The organism is Streptomyces chengmaiensis, assembly GCF_029846775.1.
GTDB classification, from domain to species: Bacteria; Actinomycetota; Actinomycetes; order Streptomycetales; family Streptomycetaceae; genus Streptomyces; species Streptomyces chengmaiensis.
In genome coordinates, this window is sequence record NZ_JARWBG010000022.1 from 97,879 (window position 1) to 121,281 (window position 23,403).

At 70.6% G+C, this 23,403-nt stretch carries 16 protein-coding genes; 5 read left to right on the forward strand and 11 right to left on the reverse strand.

Annotated features, from left to right (window positions below):
* Positions 1-66 precede the first annotated feature (66 nt).
* Entirely contained in the window at positions 67-495 is a 429-nt protein-coding gene (locus tag QCN29_RS19590; protein ID WP_279929632.1) for an RNA-binding S4 domain-containing protein, read from the reverse strand.
* Positions 496-706: 211 nt separating this feature from the next.
* Here QCN29_RS19590 and QCN29_RS19595 point away from each other — a divergent pair, with 211 nt between their 5' ends.
* Positions 707-1,702, forward strand: a complete 996-nt coding sequence (locus QCN29_RS19595; protein WP_279929633.1) for a hypothetical protein — start codon at positions 707-709, stop codon at positions 1,700-1,702.
* 39 nt (positions 1,703-1,741) lie between these two features.
* Here QCN29_RS19595 and QCN29_RS19600 read toward each other — a convergent pair whose 3' ends face one another.
* On the reverse strand, positions 1,742-3,814 hold the full coding sequence (locus QCN29_RS19600) for a PhoX family protein (RefSeq protein ID WP_279929634.1): 2,073 nt from the start codon (positions 3,812-3,814) through the stop codon (positions 1,742-1,744).
* 331 nt (positions 3,815-4,145) lie between these two features.
* On the opposite strand from QCN29_RS19600, the gene QCN29_RS19605 reads away from it, so the two are divergent.
* Positions 4,146-5,531: a VWA domain-containing protein gene (locus QCN29_RS19605; protein WP_279929635.1), complete on the forward strand. Its 1,386-nt coding sequence runs from the start codon at positions 4,146-4,148 to the stop codon at positions 5,529-5,531.
* 302 nt (positions 5,532-5,833) lie between these two features.
* Positions 5,834-7,450: a methionine--tRNA ligase gene (metG, locus tag QCN29_RS19610; protein WP_279929636.1), complete on the forward strand. Its 1,617-nt coding sequence runs from the start codon at positions 5,834-5,836 to the stop codon at positions 7,448-7,450.
* An 85-nt stretch (positions 7,451-7,535) separates the two neighbouring features.
* Here the strand turns inward: metG and QCN29_RS19615 are convergent, their stop codons facing one another.
* The 6 genes from QCN29_RS19615 to QCN29_RS19640 all read right to left on the reverse strand — a co-directional run bounded on the left by QCN29_RS19615 (position 7,536) and on the right by QCN29_RS19640 (position 13,958).
* A complete protein-coding gene (locus QCN29_RS19615; protein ID WP_279929638.1) occupies positions 7,536-8,408 on the reverse strand; it encodes a L,D-transpeptidase family protein in 873 nt (290 codons plus the stop codon).
* A 163-nt stretch (positions 8,409-8,571) separates the two neighbouring features.
* A complete protein-coding gene (locus QCN29_RS19620; RefSeq protein WP_279929640.1) occupies positions 8,572-10,230 on the reverse strand; it encodes an FG-GAP-like repeat-containing protein in 1,659 nt (552 codons plus the stop codon).
* 115 nt (positions 10,231-10,345) lie between these two features.
* Positions 10,346-11,698 (reverse strand): transglycosylase family protein, encoded by a 1,353-nt coding sequence (locus QCN29_RS19625; protein WP_279929641.1) that lies wholly within the window; start codon positions 11,696-11,698, stop codon positions 10,346-10,348.
* A 236-nt stretch (positions 11,699-11,934) separates the two neighbouring features.
* Positions 11,935-13,389, reverse strand: a complete 1,455-nt coding sequence (locus QCN29_RS19630; protein WP_279929643.1) for an FG-GAP repeat domain-containing protein — start codon at positions 13,387-13,389, stop codon at positions 11,935-11,937.
* Between the two features lie 79 nt (positions 13,390-13,468).
* Positions 13,469-13,675 (reverse strand): hypothetical protein, encoded by a 207-nt coding sequence (locus tag QCN29_RS19635; protein ID WP_279929645.1) that lies wholly within the window; start codon positions 13,673-13,675, stop codon positions 13,469-13,471.
* A 97-nt stretch (positions 13,676-13,772) separates the two neighbouring features.
* The gene (locus tag QCN29_RS19640; RefSeq protein WP_279929648.1) at positions 13,773-13,958 is read right to left on the reverse strand and encodes a hypothetical protein; all 186 of its coding nucleotides are present in this window, start codon (positions 13,956-13,958) and stop codon (positions 13,773-13,775) included.
* Positions 13,959-14,226: 268 nt separating this feature from the next.
* Between QCN29_RS19640 and QCN29_RS19645 the strand changes: the two genes are divergently transcribed.
* The gene (locus QCN29_RS19645; RefSeq protein WP_279929650.1) at positions 14,227-15,222 is read left to right on the forward strand and encodes a helix-turn-helix transcriptional regulator; all 996 of its coding nucleotides are present in this window, start codon (positions 14,227-14,229) and stop codon (positions 15,220-15,222) included.
* A 141-nt stretch (positions 15,223-15,363) separates the two neighbouring features.
* Here QCN29_RS19645 and aspS read toward each other — a convergent pair whose 3' ends face one another.
* The gene (aspS, locus tag QCN29_RS19650) at positions 15,364-17,160 is read right to left on the reverse strand and encodes an aspartate--tRNA ligase (protein ID WP_279929651.1); all 1,797 of its coding nucleotides are present in this window, start codon (positions 17,158-17,160) and stop codon (positions 15,364-15,366) included.
* 304 nt (positions 17,161-17,464) lie between these two features.
* Here aspS and QCN29_RS19655 point away from each other — a divergent pair, with 304 nt between their 5' ends.
* Positions 17,465-19,705 (forward strand): ATP-binding SpoIIE family protein phosphatase, encoded by a 2,241-nt coding sequence (locus QCN29_RS19655; RefSeq protein ID WP_279929652.1) that lies wholly within the window; start codon positions 17,465-17,467, stop codon positions 19,703-19,705.
* Here QCN29_RS19655 and QCN29_RS19660 read toward each other — a convergent pair.
* Complete coding sequence (locus tag QCN29_RS19660; protein WP_279929654.1) at positions 19,642-20,745, reverse strand: AI-2E family transporter; 1,104 nt, start codon at positions 20,743-20,745, stop codon at positions 19,642-19,644. The two genes, QCN29_RS19655 and QCN29_RS19660, sit on opposite strands and share 64 nt — an antisense overlap.
* Positions 20,746-21,062: 317 nt before the next feature.
* Entirely contained in the window at positions 21,063-23,279 is a 2,217-nt protein-coding gene (locus tag QCN29_RS19665) for a S1 family peptidase (RefSeq protein WP_279929656.1), read from the reverse strand.
* Positions 23,280-23,403 lie beyond the last annotated feature (124 nt).

The window sequence follows — 23,403 nt, forward strand, 5'->3', positions numbered from 1 at the left end:
AGCCGGCGGCCGGGCAGGCCGCACCGCGCGGGCTCAGCGGCCCCGGTCACCGGGGGCTTCGGGGGTTCAGCGGCCGCGGCCGCCGGGGGCTTCGGGGGTTCGCGGGGGGCCGCCGAGGCCCTGGAGGCGTTCCAGTTCGCGGCGGTCGCGCTTCGTCGGGCGGCCCGTGCCGCGGTCGCGGAGCGCGACGGGGGCGGTGAGCTCGCGCGGCGGGGGCGGGGGGCTCTTGTCCTCGTAGCACTGGACGGCGACCGGCGCGCCCACTCGCTTGCGGATCAGCTTCGAGACGACGACGATCCGCTCGCGGCCCGCGAGGAAGACGCGGACCTGGTCGCCGGGGCGGATGGCGTGCGCGGGCTTGACGCGGTCGCCGTTCACCCGGACGTGGCCCGCCCGGCAGGCCGTGGCGGCCTGGGAACGGGTCTTGGTGAGCCGTACGGACCAGATCCATGCGTCGACCCGTACCGGGCCCTCATCCGTCGCGTCTGCTGCCATGGTCACGACTGTACGTCGCCGGGGACGGCGGATCCTCCGACTTGTCCAAGGCCCCAGATCACAGGGCTGTCACGGAGTGCCGTCTGTTCCGCCGGGCGGCCACCCACCCCCTCACCCCGCCCCCTGCCTCCCACTACGATGCGCTCGATCCCATACAGCTCATCGGCTTATCCGATCCGCTCGCTCGCCATGGACTTCTGAGGGGTTGCCGATGGCCGTACGCCGACGACGCTTCACACCGGACTTCGACCCGGTCTTCGGGGACCGCCCTCTCGCCGCCGCACTCCAGGACATCGTTATCGGACGCTGGCAGACCGCCCGCGACCTGCTGTACGAGACCGGCGACGACTGGCCGCTGCGCACCCACCGGCTGCGGCTGCTGGCGCACACCGCCGCGGAGACCTCCGCCGCCGAGAGCTGGCGGGCCGCGGAGCCGGACAGCGCGGACGGGGCGGTGCTGGGGGCGGCGACGCAGGTCGTACGGGTGCTGCACACAGCGGTGGGGGCGGGCGCACACCATGCCGGCTCGCACTGCGGAGGCTGCACCGCCGACCGGGCGGTCCTGGACGCGACCGTGCTGTCCTGCCTCAAGGCCGCAGACGCCCGGCCCGCCGACCCCATGCCCTGGGTGTCGCTGCTGACACTGGCCCGGCTGTACGAGGAGGGGGTCTCGCCGCGCGAACTGTGGCGCTGGCAGGACGAGCTGCGCCGCCGCGACCCGTACAACATGGAGGGCCATGTGCAGCTGCTGCGCTACTACTCGGCCCGCTGGCACGGCACGCACGGCACGATGTACGACTTCGCCCGCGACGCGGCGGGCGCGGCCCCGCTCGGCTCGCCGCTGCCCGTGCTGGTGCAGATCGCACGCGTGGAGGAGTACCGCTATATCGCCGACATGGCGCGCGGCCGCCCGGTCCGCGGCTTCGACCAGCACTGGAAGCACGAGCTGGCGGAGGTCGAGGTCCGCCGCACCTGGCACCGCTGGATCCTGGGCCGCCCGCCCGGCCCGCCGGCCCCGCACGAGGTCGGCGACCTCAACTGCCTGACGCACGCCGCCTGCCACGCGGGGCTGAAGGAGCAGGCCCGCTCCCTGTTCACGCTGCTCGGACGGCAGGCGTCCCGGGTCCCCTGGTCGTACACCGGGGACCCGGCCGAGCAGTTCACCCGCTTCAGAAAAGCGGTGGGCGCGGCGGGCCCGCTGGGCTGACCCGCCGCGCCTGCCCGGAGCCGCCTCCGAGCCGCTCGGTCAGACGCCGATGTCGCGGCCGTCCTTGCGGTAGACCGCCACCACCGACGGGCGGACGATCCGGCCCGGCCCGTCGGGCCAGACACTGGCCGGGTTCTCGACCGACGCGCCGTCGACCTCTCCCGGGTGCTGCACGGCGACCAGCACGCGGCGGTCCTGGATGATCGGGCCGCAGGTCTCCGCGCCCGCCGGGACCGTCAGGAACTGCTTGATCTCGCCGCGCCGCTCGCCGCGCGTCGCCACGCCGAACAGCCCGTCGTGCGAGCCGAGCTTGTTGCCGTCCGTGGAGATCCACAGGTTGCCGTGGTCGTCGAAGGCCACGTTGTCCGGGCAGGAGATCGGGCTGACCTTCTCCTTGGGGAAGCCCGCGTAGTACGTCGCCGGGTCCTCCGGGTCGCCCGCGACCAGGAACAGCCGCCAGGCGAAGCCGTCGCCGGACGGATCGTCCCAGTGCTCGGCGAGCTCCAGGACCTGGCCGTGCTTGTTCAGGTTGCGCGGGTTGGCCTCGTCGGCGGCCGGGTGGCCGTCCTTGCCGCGGTTGGTGTTGTTCGTCAGCGCGACATAGACGCGGCCGGTGCGCGGGGAGGGCTCCACGTCCTCGGGGCGGTCCATCTTGGTGGCGCCGACCTTGTCGGCCGCCAGCCGGGTGAAGACGTACACCTCCTCGGCGGTCATGCCCGGGACGTGCGAGGTGTCGCCGGTCGCCAGCGGGATCCACACGCCGGAGCCGTCGAACTCGCCGTCGCTCGGCAGCTTGCCGCTGCCGTCGATGTCCTGCGGCGAGTCGCCGGTCAGCTTGGCGACGTACAGCGTGCCCTCGTCGAGGAGCGTGGCGTTGTGCTCGCGGGCGTGCCGGCTGTTGCCCCTCTTCATACGCTTCGACGAGACGAACTTGTAGAAGTAGTCAAAGCGCTCGTCGTCGCCCATGTAGACCACCGGGCGGCCGTCGGCCGTCAGCCGCGGCTGCGCGGCCTCGTGCTTGAAGCGGCCGAGGGCCGTGCGCTTGCGCGGGGTGGAGTGCGGGTCGTACGGGTCGAGCTCGACGACCCAGCCGAAGCGGTGCGGCTCGTTCGGCTCCTGCGCCGCGTCGAAGCGCTTGTCGAACCGCTCCCACTTGCGCTCCGTCGCGCCCGAGCCGATGCCGTAGCGCTTGTCCGTGGGGCTGGAGCCGTGGGCGAAGTACTGGTTGAAGTTCTCCTCGCCCGACAGGATCGTGCCCCAGGGGGTGGTGCCGCCCGCGCAGTTGTTGAGCGTGCCGAGCACCTTGCGGCCGGAGCGGTCGGCGGAGGTCTTCAGCAGGTCGCTGCCGGCGGCCGGGCCGGTCAGCTCGAACTCGCTGGTCGCGGTGATTCGGCGGTTGAGGTGGTGGCGGGTCACCGGGGTGAGCTTGCCGTTGCGCCACTCCTCCTGGACCACGACGACGGACAGGCCGTGCGCGGCCCAGGCGATCTCGACCTGCTCGCGGGTCGGGTTCTCGGAGTCGTAGCCCTTGAACATCAGCTGCTCGTCCGTGTACTCGTGGTTGGCCACGAGCACCTGGCGACGCCACTCGCGGGGCAGCGGGAGCAGCGAGAGGAAGTCGTTGTTGTAGCCGAACTGGCCGGCCTGCGCCCTGGCGCTCTGCCGGTCCGGGTGGAACGCGGGCGCGCCCCGCAGAATCGGTTCGCCCCAACGGATGACGACATTCTGCGCGTACCCCTCGGGAACGGTCACCTTGTCGTCGGTGTTCGGCGCGACCGGGGTGAAGCGCAGCCCCCGGGCGCCGTCGGCCTTGCCGGGGCGGTGCCGGTGGTCTCTGCCCGCAGGCGCGACTGCGGGCGCGGCCGCCTCGGCGGAGGACGCGCCCTGGACGACGGCCGCGCCGCCCGCGGCGGACGCGACGGTCACCACGGCTGCGGCCCGCATCATCGAGCGGCGCGACAGAGCGCCCGCTATGACGTCGCCCGCGTACTCGTTGTCGCTGGTGTTGGGCACCTCATGGAAGCAGGCGTCGCCGCAGCGGTAGCGGCAGGTGAGAGCGGAACGACCGCCCGCATGGCGGTTGACGTTCAACAGCGGCAGCATCTTGCGCACTTCGCTTCTTCCTCCTCCGGCGCCCCCGCGCCGACCGTATCGACAGTGTGTCGGAATAAGTCCGGCCATGACGGTAGGCCGGACGACGCGCGGTGTGGCGGACGAAAAATGAACACGGCGTGAATGCGACGGGTATGAGGCGGGGTTGACATCATGCGCGTGATGTGGGCGTGGTCAGCCCCGCCCCTGCGACGGTTCCGGCGGGGCGGCGGCTAACCTTACGTGTCCGCCATGGCCGTCGGTCTGCGTCGAACAGGGCGGCGATCCCCTGGCCCGTACGGCCGGAGTGCGGACGAACCACCGCAATCAACTCATGCGAAAGGCCTCGCCCATGGGCATTCGGAGCTTGCTGCGCAAGGTGTTTGGCGGACGCGACCGTGCGACGGGGCGCGAGGAGTCGACTACAGCCGCGGCGGCCGTCCCGCCGCAGCCCGAACGCCGCGAGGAGTCCGTGTCCGCGGGTGGCGCACCCGCGGACACGGAGGCGGAGGCGGCGGACACGGCCGCGCGGCGGGTTCCCTCGCCCTCCCCGGAGCGCACAACGGAGTCCGGTACGACGAAGGCCGACACGACGGAGTCCGGCACGACGAAGACCGACACGACGAAGACCGACACGACGGAGTCCGGCACCTCGGAGTCCGGCACGACGAAGGCCAGCGCTGCGGACCTGGTCTCCGCGGCCTTCGACAACCCGGCGCCCCGCCCGGGCGCCGCCACGATCCCGCCCCAGGCGGACGGCGAGCGAGAGGACCCCGCGAAGACCGCCGTAGCGGACACGGCTCCGACGGCGGACGCGCCCGAGCCGCCGCCCGGCGCCCCCGCGCCGCAGGCGGTCAACGGCGACAGCGCCGCGGACCAGCCCGCCCCCCAGCCGGAGGCGAACCAGGCGGACGACTCGGCCGCAGAAGCCGACGCGCCCGCCACCGCGGACCAGCCCGCACCCGCCGCCACCGCGGACACCGCGGACACAACCACCCCGACCACCCCCACACCAGACGACCGACCCGCCCAGGACGCCGACCCCGCCCCCCAGCCGGAGGCGACCCCCGCGCCCGCGACGCCGGCCGTGTCGCTCGCGCGGGTCAAGGCGCAGGCCGGGGGGCTCGTCGAGGCGTACAAGGCCGCCGGCAGCGCGCTGAAGAAGGCGGGGCTCGGCGGGGTCCGGGCGCGGGTGTACCTGGTGCTGGACCGGTCGGGGTCGATGCGCGGGTACTACAAGGACGGCAGCGCCCAGCGCCTCGGCGAGCAGGCGCTCGCGCTCGCCGCACATCTCGACGAGAGCGCGACGGTGCAGGTCGTCTTCTTCTCGACGGAGGTCGACGGAGCCGGCGAACTGGGCCTCGCCTCGTACGAGGGCCGGATCGACGAGCTGCATGCCTCCCTGGGCCGGATGGGGCGTACGAACTACCACCTCGCGGTCGAGGAGGTGCTCGCGCTGCACGCCAAGGGCCACGGCGACGACACACCCGCTCTGGTGCTGTTCCAGACCGACGGCGCGCCCGAATCCAAGACCGCCGCCACCGCAGCGCTCTCCGCGGCTGCGGAACGGCCGGTGTTCTGGCAGTTCGTGGCGTTCGGCGAGCATGACGCGAAGGCCTTCGACTATCTGCGCCGGCTCCAGGCCCCGAACGCCGGCTTCTTCCACGCGGGCCCGGCCCCCGGCGAGCTGGCGCACTCCGCTCTCTTCAAGGGCGTGCTGGAGGGCTGGAGGCCCTGAGCTGAGCGCCTATTGCAGGCAGTGACACGGTGACGGCCGGCCCGCCGTCCGGCCCCGGCCGCGCCGTCACCGTGCCGCCGAGCTCCTCGGTGACCGGCTCCGCGCGGGCCTCCTCGCCTTCGGCGACCAGCAGCCGCACCGTGCCGTCGTCACTGCTCTCGTCCCACTCGCCGCACTCGCCGCACTCGCGGCGTTTGCGGCGTTTGCGGCGTTTGCCGTCCTTTCTTCGGTGCCGGACGTTTCGCGTACCCCTCCGGTTATGCAGGTGAGTGGATCTTCACAGGGCCGATAGGATTTCGACCATGGCGGCCACTGGATCCGAGAAGCAGGGGGCGACGGCGTACTACGTCTCGACCCCCATCTATTACGTCAACGACGCTCCTCACCTGGGCCACGCCTATACGACCGTCGCAGGCGACGTGCTCTCCCGCTGGCACCGCCAGCGCGGCGAGAAGGTGTGGTACCTCACCGGCACGGACGAGCACGGTCAGAAGATCATGCGCACTGCCGAGGCGAACAAGGTCACACCCCAGGAGTGGTGCGACAAGCTCGTGGAAGAGGCCTGGAAGCCCCTCTGGGAGCATCTGGACATCGCGAACGACGACTTCATCCGCACCACCGAGAAGCGCCACACCGACCGGGTCCAGGAGTTCGTCCAGGACCTGTACGACAAGGGCGAGATCTACAAGGGCGGCTACGAGGGCCCGTACTGCGTCGGCTGCGAGGAGTACAAGCTCCCCGGCGAGCTGCTGGAAGGCGAGGGCGAGTACGCCGGTCAGCAGCTGTGCCCCGTGCACAAGAAGCCGGTGGAGATCCTCAAGGAGGAGAACTACTTCTTCAAGCTGAGCGAGTACGGCCCCAGGCTGCTGGAGCTCTACGAGGCCCGCCCCGGCTTCGTCCAGCCCGAGTCGGCCCGCAACGAAGTGGTGAACTTCGTGAAGCAGGGCCTGCAGGACCTGTCGATCTCCCGCTCCACCTTCGACTGGGGCATCAAGGTCCCGTGGGACGACAAGCACGTCATCTACGTGTGGATCGACGCGCTGCTGAACTACGCCACGGCTGTCGGCTACAACGAGAACCCGGCCAAGTTCGACGAGACCTTCCCGGCCGACGTCCACCTGGTCGGCAAGGACATCCTGCGCTTCCACGCGATCATCTGGCCCGCGATGCTGATGGCGCAGGGTCTGCCGCTGCCGGGGAAGATCGCCGCGAACGGCTGGCTGATGGTCGGCGGCGAGAAGATGTCGAAGTCGAATCTGACCGGCATCAAGCCGCAGGATCTGACCTCGCACTTCGGTGTGGACGCGTACCGCTGGTACTTCCTGCGCGCGATCGCCTTCGGCCAGGACGGCTCGTTCTCGTGGGAGGACTTCACCGCCCGCTACACCAGCGAGCTGGCCAACGACTACGGCAACCTGGCCTCGCGCGTCGCGGCCATGGTCGGCAAGTACTTCGGCGGCGCGCTGCCGGAGGCGACGGCGTCCGGCGACGCCGAGAAGGCCGTCCAGGAGGGACTGGCGAGGGCCGTCGCCGAGGCCGACCGCCGCATCGGCGAGGAGCTGGACTTCCAGGGCGGGATCCTGGCCGTCTTCGACTTCATCAAGCAGGTCAACGGCTACATCACGGAACAGGAGCCGTGGAAGGTCGCCAAGGACGACACCGCCGAGGGCCGGGCCCGGCTGGCGACCATCCTCTACACGGCCGCGGAGTCGCTGCGCGCGGTGGCGGTGCTGCTGAACCCGGTCATGCCCGAGACCTCCCAGGCGCTGTGGGACTCCCTGGGCGCTCAGGAGTCCCTGGGCTCACTCGCCGACCAGCAGGTCCAGCGCGCGGGCGAGTGGGGGAAGCTCCCGGCGGGAGCGACGGTCACGAAGGGCGCGGTGCTGTTCCCTCGGCTGGAAGAGCCGAAGAAGCCGTAGCCGTCGCAGGCTGACGGCACGCGCATACGCGAGGGGCCCCGGACCTGTACGGCAGGTCCGGGGCCCGCTGTCTGCGCCGGATGGCTCATCTGCCGAGCGAGGCCTTGTCCCCCATCACCACCACCGGCTGTTTGTCCGGATCCAGCCACCTCAGCAGCTCCCGCATGCGCTCCCGCTGCAGGGAGACGCAGCCCTGGGTGGGCCCGCCGTGGTCGACGTGGATCCAGATGCCGCCGCCCCGCTCCTCGCCGAGCGGGCGGGTCCAGTCCAGCGGGGTGGCCCCGGGCTTCCGGTTGTAGTTGATCGCCACGACATAGTCGAAGGACCCGGCGAGCGGCTCGCCCTCGAAGCCCGTCCCGCTGACGGTGAACGTGTCGTCGCGGTCGTACGGGAGCCGGGTGCCGGGATCGGGCAGCCGGCCGCCCGCGTCGGTGAGCCCGAAGACCCCGACGGGTGAGCGCAGGTCGCCCTCCCGGTGATCGCGGGTCCAGCCCTTCAGCCCGTTGTGCGCGGGCCAGACGCCGGAGACGGGCTTCCAGCCGCTCTCCGGGTCCCGCTCGTAGAGCACGACGTCGACCCGGTTCGCATCGGGCGAGTCTCCGGCCACCAGGACTGCCTGGGCCGTCCCGGAGGGGATCTCCGCCCGGGTCGCGGGCCCGAGGAACGGAATCTCGCCCTTCCGGCCGTCGTCGTCCCGGCCGTCATCGTCCCGGCCGTCGCCCTCCCGGCCGTCACCGTCCCGGCCGTCGCCCTCCCCGTGCCGGATGCCCGGACCAGGCGCCGACCGCCCCGCATGGCCCCCGCCGCCCCCTTTGCCGTCGGCGACGCCCACATCCGTCTCCACCTTCGGGGATGCGGGGCCGGAACCCCCCGTACAGCCGGCGAGCAGCCCGGCCGCAGCGAGCGAGACGAGGGCTGCGGGGGCGGCGAGGCGCAGCCGCCCAAGGGAAGAGGACATAGAGACGCCCTTCCTGCTCCGAGGCTCTTCTCAGGTTCTCAGGGTCTCGTCCGGCTCTCAGCACGAAGCCCCCGCGCCCCGGCGTGCACCGGCCCGCACTCCCAGCCTGCCCACCCGCTCACGCACAAAGGCCCGGAACCGGCCAAGGTTCCGGACCCTCACCTCAGAAGATGAGCTCACCGGCCGGGTAGCCGTATCCGATCTTCGTGCGGGGAGCGTAACCGCTGGCTCCGTCGCCGGCGTAGAACCACAGCTCTCCCGCACCGTCCCGGCCGACCAGGTCCACCTTGCTGTCGCCGTCGAGGTCGCCCGGCGCGACGAGAGCGGAGTACGTCTGCCAGCCATGGCCTATCTTTGTGCGCGGACTGTAGTAGCCCTTGCCGTCGCCCTTGTAGAGCCACAGATCACCGGCACCGTCCCGACCGATCAGATCTGCCCGCCCATCACCCGAGAAATCACCCGGCGCAAGCAACACGTCATACGTCTGCCAGCCATGGCCTATCTTCGTACGCGGACTGTAGTAGCCCTTGCCGTCCCCCTTGTAGAGCCACAGATCACCGGCACCGTCCCGACCGATCAGATCCGCCCGCCCATCACCCGAGAAATCACCCGGCGCAAGCAACACGTCATACGTCTGCCAGCCGGTGTCGACCTTGGTGCGTGCGCTGCCCGAGTACGAACCTGACGCCGTGTCGGCGGTGTATCGCCACAGGTCGCCGTTCCCGTCCACGGCCAGCAGGTCTGTGCCGTCGAGGTCGACGAGCCTCATGCTGCTCCAGCCGACGCCAACCTTGCACGCCTTCCCGAGCTCGCTGCCGGTCCCGCTGCCGCCCGCGTACCGGTACAGCACTCCGTGCGAGTCCCGGCGGATGACCGACCCGGACGCCGGGGCGGCGGGCCCGCAGTCGGACCAGAAGGCGGCACCGCGCACCAGCCGGTGGTCGGAGACCGCCGTGTCCAGAGGCAGCACGTCCCCCTTGGCCCCCTTGAAGTGGCGTGAGCCGAGGAAGATGTAATCGATCTTCTTGGTGCCGAAGGTCGGTTCCCCGGACCGGCAGCGGGTGTCCGTCGCCGGAGCGCAGACAGCCGGGTCGAAGTGGTCTCTGTCGGTGTCGTCGGCTTCGATGAAACTCCCTCGGCCACCGTCGACAACGCTCGGGTCATAGAAGCTGGAGAGGGCGGCTGAGCGGGGAGTGCCATTGAAGTCTCCGGCAAGGACCACCGGCACTCCGGAGTCCTCCCACTGCTCGGCCTGTGCGGCGAGGGCACGGGCCTCCGCTTCCCGGTACGATGCCTCGTTCCAGTAGAGGTGCACGGAGCAGGCCCAATTGACACGGCTCTGAATGTAGTTCTTGACGCAGGGCACCTTGATGGGTTCGTTCTCACCTCCCACCGTCAGATCCAGCACCTTGGTGTCGACGACAGAGCCCTTCACCAGAACGGCGGCCCCGTAGTCGTCGCCGTCGCAGATATCGGATCTGCCGGAGAGGGTCGCGGTGAACAGTCCGCGGAAACCCTTCGGGGCGAGGCGGGTCAGGATCTTGTCGTACTGCGATCGGCAGACCTCCTGCAGATGGATCTGATCCGCGTTCCAGCCGCTGTCCGCCGCTTCGTCGACGACTGTGTCGACCCTGCGCTGATTGTCGTATCCCTTCCCGTCCGAACAGACGTTTCCGCAGATGTTGTAGCTGATGAATCGGAGGGGTGGCGCGGTACCGGCAGACACGGTGTCGGCCTGGGCAGACGGCGCGAGGGCGACCGCCCCGGCCAGCGCGACTCCCACCGAACTCAATTTGGCCAGGAGGGATTTGATTGTGCGCACAGAGCGCTCCAGAGGACTTGGAGAGAGGGGATGCGAGAGCCCGGGCCGACCGGGGAGAGACGAGAGCGGAGGCCGTCGGACACCATGCCGGTGCCGACCGCCAGTCGGTCACCGGCTACCAGTTGGTGCCGATCTGGACGCGACTGCCGCCGGTGAAGCCGGGGCCCGAGTAGCGGTAGAGCCTGTCCGTGGCAGGGTCGACGGCCAACAGGTCAGGCACCCCGTCGCCGGTCACGTCGCCCACGCCGGTGATGCTGGTCATCGCATCCCAACCGGTCCCGATCTTCGCCTTCGTACCGCCGTTGTAATACGGCCCCGAGTAGCGGAACAGCTCACCTGTCCGGGAGTCGACGGCGATGATGTCCGCCACGCCGTCACCCGTCAGATCCCCCACACCCACGATGGTGGAGTAGGCGTTCCAGCCGTTGCCGATCTTCACCCGCGAACCGCCGTTGTAGTGCGGACCCGAGTAGCGGTACAGGTCGCCGGACGCTTTCTCCACGGCAATCAGGTCCGGCACCCCGTCGCCTGTCAGATCGCCGACGCCCGCCATGTTGATCATGGAGTTCCAGCCGGTGCCGATCTTCACCTTCGAACCGCCGTTGTAGGTCGGCCCCGAGTACCGGTAGAGCTCCCCGTTCTCGCCGTTGACCGCGACGATGTCCGCAACCCCGTCACCCGTCAGATCCCCCACACCCACGATNGGCACCCCGTCGCCTGTCAGATCGCCGACGCCCGCCATGTTGATCATGGAGTTCCAGCCGGTGCCGATCTTCACCTTCGAACCGCCGTTGTAGGTCGGCCCCGAGTACCGGTAGAGCTCCCCGTTCTCGCCGTTGACCGCGACGATGTCCGCAACCCCGTCACCCGTCAGATCCCCCACACCCACGATGTCGCTCATGCCGTTCCAGCCGTAGCCGAGCTTCACCCGGGATCCGCCGCCGAATGCCGGTCCCGAGTAGCGGTAGAGGTCGCCCGACTTCTTCTCCACCGCGATGATGTCCGGCACCCCGTCGCCGGTGAGGTCGCCCACAGGAGTGAGATGGGCCATGTTCGACTGCGGCGCCGGGGGCTCCGCCGGATACGGGTCGGCGTGGTCATAGGCCAGACCGGCCTTGGCTCCGCAGGTCGGCCAGGCGCCTGCTCCCTGGGTGGCAAGGACCTTCTCCGCGATGCGTATCTGCTGTTCCTTGGTGGCCTGATGGGCGTACGCGGCGTACTGCTTGCCGCCGAAAGCGTCCCAGGTGGACTTGGAGAACTGCAGCCCTCCGTAGTATCCGTTGCCGGTGTTGATGCTCCAGTTGCCGGAGCTCTCGCACTGGGCGACCTTGTCCCAGGTGGCGACGGAGGCCGCGTTGGCAGGCGAGGCCGCCAGCAGCGGCAAAGTGAGCGCGGCCAGCGGAGCGGCAATCACAGCTCTCAGCAGCGATGCCTTGCGGCGTGGGGTGGAGGCGTTGCGTACGGACATACGAGACCTCGGTTCTCGAAGCAGACGGCGTAATGGAGCGGCCGGACGAAGGAGGGAGCCACGGGGAACGGCCTGGCGCTCGGGCCCGCCGAACGGCGCGTGACTTGAGGCACAGGGGGAATCGGCCGTAGAGCCGGATCTATGTGACTTGCCGGCACAAGGTGGCTGTGGGCGGTGGTATCGGACGGCGGGTGGGGCCGCGTTCTGGCGCGGCCCCACCCGGTACGGTCGCGCTGTTACCAGCCCGTGCCGATCTGGACCCGTGTGCTGCCGCCGAAGCCCGGTCCGGAGTACCGGTAGAGCTTCTGCGTCGCCTGCTCCACCGCGAGCAGATCAGGCACCCCGTCGCCTGTCAGATCGCCGACGCCCGCCATGTTGATCATGGAGTTCCAGCCGGTGCCGATCTTCACCTTCGAACCGCCGTTGTAGGTCGGCCCCGAGTACCGGTANGGCACCCCGTCGCCTGTCAGATCGCCGACGCCCGCCATGTTGATCATGGAGTTCCAGCCGGTGCCGATCTTCACCTTCGAACCGCCGTTGTAGGTCGGCCCCGAGTACCGGTAGAGCTCCCCGTTCTCGCCGTTGACCGCGACGATGTCCGCAACCCCGTCACCCGTCAGATCCCCCACACCCACGATCGCGGTCATGCTGTTCCAGCCGTGGCCGATCTTCACCCGCGAACCGCCGTTGTAGGTCGGCCCGGAGTACCGGTACAGATCGCCTGTCGCGGTCTCCACCGCGATGATGTCCGTCACGCCGTCACCCGTGAGGTCACCGACAGCGGCGATGTTGGTCATGGAGTCCCAGTTGACGCCGATCTTCACCTTCGAACCGCCGTTGTAGGTCGGCCCCGAGTACCGGTACAGATCGCCGTTCTCGCCGTTGACCGCGATGATGTCCGGAACTCCGTCACCCGTCAGATCACCGACACCCACGATGCTGCTGATGGAGTCCCAGCCGTAGCCGATCTTCACTCGCTTGCTCATGCCCGTGTAAGTCGGCCCGGAGTACCGGTACAGATCGCCTGTCGCGGTCTCCACCGCGATGATGTCCGTCACGCCGTCACCCGTGAGGTCGCCGACGGCCGTGATGTGGGTCATGCCCTTGTCCGGCACGGTGACCGGAGAGTCGACAACCTTGTTGTAGCGGTAGGGCTTGAAGTTGTTGCTCGTGATGTAGCTGCGCGAGTATGTGCTCTTGCGGGCGTTGGTACCCGGCCTTGCCTCTTCCATGATGTTGGCCGTCGTGTGGCTGGAGTCGGTCCAGCCGACGAAGAGCACAACGTGATTGTTGATGTCGTTGAGCGCATCCCCCGGCTTCAGGTCATCCAGGCTGGAGAGCTTCGTCGAGTAGTTGGGCAGCGTCCACGTGGTGGCGCTGGTGTTGAGGTGCCACGCCATGGACACCATGCCGGAGCAGTCCGTGCGGTAGTTGCGGCCCTGCGGATCGCGATAGTAGGCGCTCTGGCTGTAGGGCACTCCCTGGTCGACCCAGTACTGAGCGCGCTCGAGTATCTCCGCGCGGGTGATGGAGCCGCCGACGGTCGACTGCGCGGTCGCTGCCGTGCTCGCCATGGCCGGAGCGGGCGCGGGAGCGGCGTGGGGGGAGGCCATCGCACCCAGAACGACGGAGGCCAGTGCGGCGGTGACGACGGCAGAACGGACAGCACTGCGGCGTGCAGTCATGGGCATGCCAATCTCCTGTTTGGTGGCAGAGGGAGGAAAGATGTAGAAGGCGAGAGAATGAGATCCAAGGCAGGGGCGGCGTCGGTCAGTCGGCCGCCATCATCGGGACGTATCCATGGGCCCCGACCGGCTCGCGTACACGGGCGAGCAGCTCACGGACGCCGGAGAGCGCCGCGGCGTCGGAGTCCGCCCGGAGGAAGACAATGGCTTCCATCCCGGCCTCGTGCGGGCGCACCCGGATGTGCTCGACTCGATCTGCCGGCTCGGCATGGGCCCAGAGCAGATCGTGCATCAGATGAGGCAGCTGATGCGACGGCCGATGAGAGCGACATCCGGGCCGGCCGGTTCCTGGTTCACCGACAAGAAAGGTCCGGACGACGCGCAAGGGCTCAGTCCCAGCCGATGCCGGTGAGCTGAAATGCACCCGGACGCGACGAGTCCCAGCCGATATTGCCTGCGGTGTCCACGACGGCACCGGATGAGTCCCAGCCGATGCCCGACGCCAGAGCGAGCCCTGCGGAGGAAAGAACGAGAGCAAGGCCGGCGGCGGCAGCGAGGCGGGCGGTCGCGGACATGGCGGGATCGTCTCCAATGCAGTCTGATGTTGCCGATGCGGCTGATTACCAGGGCAGTTGGTGCGGCCTCCGCTCCGGTGCCCTGCTGTTGATCACAATCTTGTCCGCCCATCGCACCCGCCGGAAGCCAATCCGGCTGGCACCAAGGTGGCTGGCACTCACGTGCCAGCACTCACCCGCCCTCTTGGCCTCCAGGTGAATTCACCTAGAATGATCATGAATCTGGCGGTGATCGCCACAGACGGCCGCACCACCTAGGGGGAAAGAGATGCTGGAGGCACTAGGGCTGGACTCCGCCCTTGAATCCGTCTACAGAGGGCTGCTGCAGTACCCCGACGCCGGGGTCGACGACCTGTGCGCACTGCTGGGCATCGGCGAAGCCGAGGTGCGATCCAGCCTGGACCGGCTCGTCGACATGGACCTGCTGCAATCGTCACGGGAGTGCCCGGGGATGCTGCGCGCAGTCAGCCCCGCAGTAGGACTGGAGCTGATTCTGCGCCGCCAGGAAGCCGACCTGCTGCGCCGTCAGGAAGAACTGGCACGCAGCAAGGAGGCCGTGGCACGGGCTGTCGCCGAGTTCGCGGAGCTGCGCCCCAACACCGACGTGGACGGCGCGGAGCGCTTGGTCGGCATGGACGCGATTCAGAGCCGACTGGAACAGCTCGCCCGGGACCTCGACCACGACTGTCTGGCGATCATGCCCGGCGGGGCACAGTCACAGGCGAGCTTGGATGCGTCCCGCCCGCTGGACAAGGAAGCGCTCCACCGCGGTGTTCAGCTGCTGACCGTCTACCAGGACAGCGCCAGAAACGATCCTTCAACCCTCGCGTACGCCCGCTGGATGAGCGAGCTGGGCGGACAGGTGCGTACGAGCCCAGTCGTCCCTCCCCGGATGCTGATCTTCGATCGCACCACTGCGGTCGTGCCCATCAACCCGGCCAACACTCGGCTGGGCGCACTGTGCACCAGCGCGCCCGGGATCGTCGCCTCCCTGGTGGCCCTCTTCGAGCAGACCTGGGAGACGGCAGTGCCGCTCGGGGCCGAGCGGCGAAACGACTCCCGGGAGGACACCGACGGCCTCACCGCCACCGAGCGGCAGCTCCTGAAGCTGCTCGCCTCCGGCATGACGGACGAAGCCGCAGGAAAACGGCTGGGGGTGTCCCTGCGGACGGTACGACGCCTGATGGCGGCCCTGATGGAGCGGCTGGACGCGACCAGCCGCTTCGAGGCGGGACTCAAGGCCGCCCAGAAAGGCTGGCTCTGATCAAGGCTCCACACCGTGTCGGGCCTGCTTCGGACAGGCCCAAGGCCCCGCCCGCCGACACATACGGGGCGGGGCCGTTGGCGCACCGGGCCACGACGACGTCCGGACGGCTGACCGCCTGCGCTCGCCACCCGGCGGCCGTTACTGCGCCGGCTTGTTCTCCGGCTTCGCCTCCGTCGCGGCCGCCGGCTTGCGCAGGGCGATGTTCAGCTCCTTCAGACGGGCCTCGTCCAGCTCCGTCGGGGCGCCCATCATCAGGTCCTGCGCGTTCTGGTTCAGCGGGAAGGCGATCGTCTCGCGGATGTTCGGCTCGTCGGCGAGGAGCATCACGATCCGGTCGACGCCCGGTGCGATGCCGCCGTGCGGCGGGGCGCCGTACTGGAAGGCGCGGAGCATGCCGGAGAACTCGCGCTCCACGGTCGCCCGGTCGTAGCCGGCGATCTCGAAGGCCTTGAACATGATGTCCGGCTCGTGGTTCCGGATCGCGCCGGAGGACAGCTCGACGCCGTTGCAGACGATGTCGTACTGCCAGCCGAGGATGTCCAGCGGGTCCTGGGTCCGAAGCGCCTCCAGGCCGCCCTGCGGCATGGAGAACGGGTTGTGCGAGAAGTCGATCTTCCCGGTGTCCGGGTCCTTCTCGTACATGGGGAAGTCGACGATCCAGCAGAACCGGAAGACGTTCTCCTCGAAGTGGCCGGCCCGCCTGGCCGCCTCCACCCGGACCGCACCCATGATCTTGGAGACCTCGTCGAACTCGCCCGCGCCGAAGAAGACGGCGTGGCCGGGAACCAGGCCGAGCCGCTCGGTGAGGACCTTGACGTTCTCCTCGGTGAGGAACTTGGCGATCGGGCCGGTGAGCTGGCCGTCGTCGCCGACGCGCACCCAGGCCAGGCCCTTCGCGCCCTGCTCGACGGCGAAGTCGCCGAGGCCGTCGAAGAACTTCCGCGGCTGGCCGGCCGTGTCCGGCACGGGCAGGGCGCGGACGTGCTTGCCCGCGAACGCCTTGAACTCCGAGCCCTCGAAGACGTCGGTGATGTCGACGAGCTCCAGCGTGGCACGCAGGTCCGGTTTGTCGTTGCCGTACTTCAGCATCGCCTCGCGGAACGGGATGCGCGGGAACGGTGAGGTGACATGGCGGCCGTTGCCGAACTCCTCGAACAGTTCGGTCATCAGCTGCTCGATCGGCGCGAAGACGTCCTCCTGCTCGACGAAGCTCATCTCCACGTCGAGCTGGTAGAACTCGCCGGGCGAGCGGTCGGCGCGGGCGTCCTCGTCGCGGAAGCAGGGCGCGATCTGGAAGTACCGGTCGAAGCCGGAGATCATCAGCAGCTGCTTGAACTGCTGGGGGGCCTGCGGCAGGGCGAAGAACTTGCCCGGGTTCAGCCGGGAGGGCACCACGAAGTCACGCGCGCCCTCCGGGGAGGTCGCGGTGAGGATCGGGGTGGCCATCTCGTTGAAGCCCAGGGCGGTCATCTTGTGCCGGATGGCCGAGATCACCGCGGTGCGCAGCATGATGTTGCGGTGCATGCGCTCACGGCGCAGGTCGAGGAAGCGGTACTCCAGCCGCCGCTCCTCGTTCACACCGTCGTCCGTGTTGATCGTGAAGGGCAGCGGGCCCGCCGCGCCCAGCACCTCGACCGCGGAGACCTCGATCTCGATCTCGCCGGTGGACAGGTCCGGGTTGACGTTCTCCGCGCCGCGGGCCGAGACCGTGCCGTCCACGCGGACGACGGATTCCTTGGACAGATGGCTCAGCGCCTCGTTGGCGGGGGTGCCGGGGCGGGCCACGAGCTGCGTGATGCCGTAGTGGTCGCGCAGATCGATGAAGAGGATGCCGCCCAGGTCTCGGCGATTGTGCAGCCAGCCGCTCAGCCGGACGTCGCTGCCGACGTCAGAGGCGCGGAGCTCGCCGCAGGTGTGGGACCTGTACCGATGCATCGTCGTTCATCCAGTCTTGGGGCTTCGGGGTGGGCACAACCTTTGCAAGGTTACCGTCCGGCCCCCGCTGCTCTCATTGGCATTGACATGCCACTCTCCTCGACGGGATTCCGACGGGATTCCGACAGACGGCCGGACCGACATCCAGACCGACATCCAGACCGACATCCAGACCGACATCCAGACCGGCATCCAGACCCAGAGCGGGACGACGGCCGATCGGACGACCGGAGGGGCGACCCGGCGGACAACCCAATGGATACCGGACATCTCATTCGAAGAGCCTTCGCAATAGTCTGAGGTCATGCGCACCGAGGACGTCCTGGCCGCGATCGCGACCGGCCTGTGGCGCTGGGACAACGTCTCCGGGACGGTAACCCTGGACGGCGAGGCCGCCCGGCTGCTGGAGCTGCCCGCCGAGCCCGGCGTCTACCCCTCCTCCGCCGTGCGCTCCCGCTTCCACCCCGTCGACTGGAACGAGGTCAGCGGCATCATCAGCCTCGCCGTCGCCGAGGGCACCCTCGCCGAGGCCCGGCTGCGGATCGTCGACGACTCCGGCCGGGTCGTCCGCACCGTACGCAGCCGCACCAAGCCGATCGTCAAAACGGCCGCGCCGTCGGAGGACTCCGGCTACCGGGTCCAGTTCCAGCTCATCGGCACGCTGCAGGAGGTCACCGAGCCGCAGCCGGGCAGCACCGCGGCCCAGACCCCCATCACCGGCGACTGGCGGCGCTCGCGCGAGGCTTTCCTGCTGGACGCGGGCCGGGCGCTGGCCGAGGCGCGGTCCACCGCCGAGGTGCTGCGGGTCGCCGCCTCGCTGTCCATGCCCGGCTTCTCGCCGGACGGCCTGGCCGTCTTCGGGGCGGAGGGCGACCGGCTGACGATCGTCGGCCACCACGGGCACGACCAGGTAGACGAGAACCCCTTCACCGACATGTCCCTGGACACCGACTATCCGGCGGCGGAGGTGGTGCGCACCGGCCGCGCGGTCTATCTGCCCACACCGCAGGAGTACCGCCGCCGCTATCCGTCGGCCTGGCCGCTGGCCCGCCGCTTCGGCCGGCAGTCCTGGGCGTTCCTGCCGCTGATCGTCGCGGGGCGGACGATGGGCGCGTGGATGGCGGGGTTCAAGCACCCGGTGGCCTTCACCCCCGACGAGCGGTCCGTGCTGACGACGGTCGCGCGGATGCTGGCGCAGGCGCTGGCCCGCGCCGGGGTCGCGGAGTCGGAGCGGGAGCTGTCCCAGGGGCTGCAGCGCTCGATGATGCCGGTGCTGGGCCCCGCGGTTCCGGGGATGACGGTGGCCGCGCGGTACGTCCCCACCGGCGGCGGGCTCCAGGTCGGCGGCGACTGGTACGACGTGATCCCGCTGCCGTCGGGCCGGATCGCCCTGGTCATCGGGGACGTACAAGGCCACGATGTGGGCGCGGCCGGACTGATGGGCCAGCTGCGGATCGCCCTGCGTGCGTACGCCTCCGAGGGGCACCCGCCCGACGCGGTGCTCTCGCGCGCCTCGCGCTTTCTGCACGGCATCACGGACGCGACGGACGCGCTGGGCCGCGGGGGACGGGGAGAGGCCGCCGACTACACGGCCCCGCGCTTCGCGACCTGTCTTTATCTGGAGGTGGACCCGGCGACCGGCGGCGTGGACATGGCCCGCGCGGGCCATCCGGAGCCGGCCGTGCGCACGGCCGACGGCACGGTGCTGCTGCAGCCCGTCGAGGGCGGGCTGCCGCTGGGCGTCGACCCGGACACGGACTATCCGACGACCCGCCTGGTGCTGGAGCCCGGCGAGATCCTGCTGATGTGCACGGACGGGCTGCTGGAGACAGGTGGGCACGATCTGGACTCCGGCTGGGCCCGGCTGCGCACGGTCCTGGAGGAGCATGCGGAGGAGCACCGCGACTCCTCGCTCGAGGTGCTGGCGGACAGCCTCGTCGATGCGGTGCACGGCCCCGCCTCCCACTACACGACCGGTCCGCTGGCGGACCGCCGCGAGGACGACATCGCGCTGGTGCTGCTGTCGCGTGAGGGAGCGCGGCTGCTTCAGCCCCCGCGGCGCACGGCGCTGACGGTGGCGCAGGCGGAGCCGGAGAGGATCGCGGCGGTGCGGCGGCAGATGCGGGAGCTGCTGCACGACTGGGTGGACGTGGAGCAGATCGACTCGGCGGTGCTGATGGTCTCGGAGATCGTGACCAATGTGCTGGTGCACACGGACGGCAACGCGCTGCTGGTCGCCGAGGTGACCAGCCGCCCGGACGGCGACGGCGGCGGGGCGGACGGCAGCCGGGACGTCCGCGACGGCGGGGACGGCGGGCGGCGGCTGCGCGTGGAGGTCGCGGACGGGAGCGACGAGCTGCCGCACAAGCGGCGGCCCGGGGAGCTGGCGTCGTCCGGGCGCGGTCTGGTGCTGATGGAGCTGCTGGCGGACGCGTGGGGCGTGGACCCGCGGGGCGCGGGCAAGTCGATCTGGTTCGAGCTCTACGAGCCGCCGTCCTCCCCCGGCCCGGCTCCCGCTGCGGGCTCCGGCGGCTCCGTGGCGTAACGATTCCTCAGCTCGCCGACCACCCCGAACGCCGCGGCGGTCAGCGGCACGGCCAGCAGCATCCCCAGAATCCCGGCGACGGACGCGCCCGCCGCGATCGCCAGCATGACCAGGGCGGGGTGCATCTGCACCGTACGGCTCTGGATCACCGGCTGGAGCACATGCCCCTCCAGGAACTGCACGGCCAGCACCACCCCGAGCACCCACAGCGCGATGGCGAAGCCCCGGTCGGCGAGGGCCACGAGGATGGCCACGGTCCCGGAGATGAACGCGCCGAGGTAGGGGATGTACGCCCCGACGAAGACGAGCGCCCCGAGCCCCACGGCGCCGGGCACCCGCAGGATGAGCAGCCCGGCGGTGATGGCGACGGCGTCGATGAGGGCGATGAAGGTCGTCCCGCGCATAAAGCCCTCGACGGCCTCGAAGGCCCGCCGCCCCATGGCCTCCACAAGATCGCCGGACGAGCGGGGCGCCAGCGAGCGCAGCACATCGGCGGCCTTGTGCGAGTCCCGCAGGAAGAAGAAGCTCAGCAGCAGCGCCAGCACGGCGACCGCGATCATCTCGCCGACCACGCTGAGCCCGCTGATCACCCCGGTGGCGGCCGTCGCCCCGAACCGCCCCAGCAGGTCCCTGGCGTTCGCCGCGAGATCGTCGAGCGAGGTCCCGGCGGCCCCGAAGTACCGGGCGAGATCGTCGGCGGCATGCCGCAGCGAGGCGACGATCTGGTCCCCGGTCTCGATCAGCGCGCTGACGATGATGTACGCGGCCCCGCCGAAGACCGCCACCACGGCGGCGCAGGTGAGACCGGCCGCCAGCGACCGGTTGACCCTCATCCGGATGAGCCGCCGGTGCAGCGGCCCGAGCAGCGCGGTCCCGAGGATCGCCAGCAGCACCGCCGTCACCGCCGTCTGGAACACCCCGGCGAGCCACACCCCGACCCCGACGACCCCGGCGGCCAGCAGGATGACGGCGCACCAGGCCCCCACCCGCCATGCCGCCTCGGGCAGCAGCCCGCGCCCGCCGCCGTTCCCACTCCGCACACGCCCAGCGGACCACGGCCGCGGGGCGGCGTCGCGCGGTGAGGCCCGCGAGGGTGACGCTCAGGCGCAGTCGTACTGCTGGGTGTTGCCCGTGCCACGCCGGTCAGGATGCACGGTGTGGCTCAGGACGCCGTCAGGAGTGGATCACGATCCCCTCAGGGGGTTCCGGTACGCCGTCTTGAGGCCGTCCTTGGCCGACTTCAGCTTTCCGTGGGCGCCCTTGAGGAGGTCGCGTATCGACTCGGCCCCGGGGAGGCTCGCTCCTCCCCGGGGCCGTCCCGCCGGGCCGTGTGGTCGCGGCTCGGCAGTGGGCTTCGTCAGCCGATCGCCCGTCCGAAGGCCACGCCCGCGGCCGGCAGGCCGTCCCGGCCTGGCTGGTGGGTGACCGCGTCCCCCGCGTCACCGAGACGCCCGGCGGTCACATTGCCCCACGGCAGGACGTGCACCGCGCCGTACTGGTACGCCTTGTACGGCATGCCCACATACAGATGCGTGCCGGTGGCCTGGATGTAGCGGCCGACGACCTGGCCCTCGCCCGGGGCGCCGGGCAGGCCGGAGGCGTTGCCCGCCTCGGCCCAGAAGTCGGTCTCGCCCGCGGGGCCGAAGAGGCCGAAGGTCTGCACGGCGCCGGCGTTGACCACGCTGCCGAGGTCCTCGCCCGGGACGCCGACGGCCAGGGCCATGGTGGAGTCCGTGCTCACCTCGCGGGGGGAGGTGTTCACCAGGAGGACCTTGTCTCCGAACTTGTCGTCGGTCTCGGCCGCGCCGGAGACGCCCTCGATCTCCTGGTGGGCGACCATGTGCTGGCTGAGCGCACCGTCGGCGGCGGCGCGGAGCACGGTCACGGAGCCGGCGTTGTCGCGGTTGGCGTCCTTGTTGACGATGCCCTCGCCGGGTGTGCCGACGGCGATGAGCGAGTCGGTCGCGGACGCGGCCCCGGCCGGGCGGTACTCGGCCAGGTCCAGGGACGCGCCGAAGCGGTCGCCCTCCTCGGGCACGCCGCTGATGCCGGCGGTGTCCTGGTGGACGGACTTCAGGTGCGAGGGGATGCCGTCGGAGCTGATCGCGTGCCGGAAGACTGCGACCAGACCGGCGTCGGCGACCTTGCCGACGGCCTCGCCCGGCGCGCCGACCGCCAGATGGTTCGGCGAGGCCGCCACGGAGGAGCCGAACTTGTCGCCCGCCTCCGCGCCGCCGCCGACGCCGGGCTTGTCCTGGTGGACGGCGGTGTTGACGTTGCCGCGCAGATAGATCGCGCTGCCCGCGTCGGTGACGGAGCCCAGGTCCTCGCCGGGGATGCCGATCAGCAGATACGGCTCCGAGGAGGCGGTGTGGCCCGCGGCGAGGGAGTGGCCGAAGCGGTCGCCCGCCTCCGACGCGGACGCGGCGATCGCGCCGGAGCCCTTGCCCTGCACCAGGTCGAGGGTGGAGCGGCCCTTGGCGAGACCCGCCGGGTCGCCGTAGACGACGTGCACGGCGCCGGCGTCCTTCTTGGAGCCGATGTCCTCGTTGGGTATGCCGACGGCGAGGTCGGTGCAGCCGTCGTTGTCGTGGTCGAACACGTCCAGGGTCCGGCCGTACCAGTCCTCGGCCTCCGCGCCGCCCGGGATGGCGTCGAGGTCCTGGTGGAGCTCGGCCGTGCCCTTGCCGCCGCCGTAGATCACCCGGATCAGGCCGGCATTCTTGTCACCTCCGACCGCGGCCTTGGGGTCGCCGATGGCGACGTCCTCGACGCCGTCGCAGTTGAAGTCGGTGAGACGAGGCGCGCCGACGGCGGCGGCCACCCAGTCGCGCAGGTCGTCGACGCGGGCGTCGACGGCGCCGGTGCGGGTCTCCGCCGGGTCGGCGCCGAAGCAACCGCCCTGCCAGGAGCGGCTGTTGACGGCCACCAGCTCGGCCTGGCCGCCGGTCGTCCGGACGGCGGGGCCGCCGGTGTCGCCCATGCAGACGGCGGCGCCGTCCCGGCCCGTGATGTCGATGGCGCCGGCGTTCACCGCGTCCACGGTGAAGCGGCCGCTGTGCCGGAGCAGCGGCGACCACTCGTCCTCGGTACGTCCGTAGCCCGCGACCGTCAGCTCCTCCCCGGCGACGGGCGGGGTGCTGCTCAGGGCGACGGGCGCGGTGTTCCTGACCGGGCTGGACAGCCGGCCGAGGACCAGGTCGCGCGAGGGGTGCGGGACGAGTTGGAGCACGGTGCGGGTTCCCCCGGCCGTGCCCGTCAGATCGGCGCGGCCGATGGTGGCGACGGTCTTCAGTTTCGGCTTCCCCGCGGGCGCTGCCGGGCTCGCGGCCGGGTCGTCGGCGAAGCAGCTGGCCGCGGTGAGCAGCCACTCCCGGTCGACGAGGGCGGCGGAACAGGCGCGCGCGCCCTGGCCGATGTCCAGTCGGACGGTGAACGCCAGGGCGTTGTCGGCGTCGGGTGTGCCGGTCACCGCGTGGGCGGGCGTCGCGAGGGGCGCGGCGGTCAGGGCCGCGGTGAGCGCGGCGGTGAGCGCGGCGAGCCCGGCGACGCGGGCGGGATGTCTGGGTCTCATGGCCGTTTCCTTGTAGCGGGTACAGGCTCCAGCGGCCGGTCGGCTGCCCGTGGGGGGGGCTGAAGACCGATCGCCGTCCGCCCGGTGGCCGGGCGGACGCGAAGCCGCCGCGTAAAACGGCATG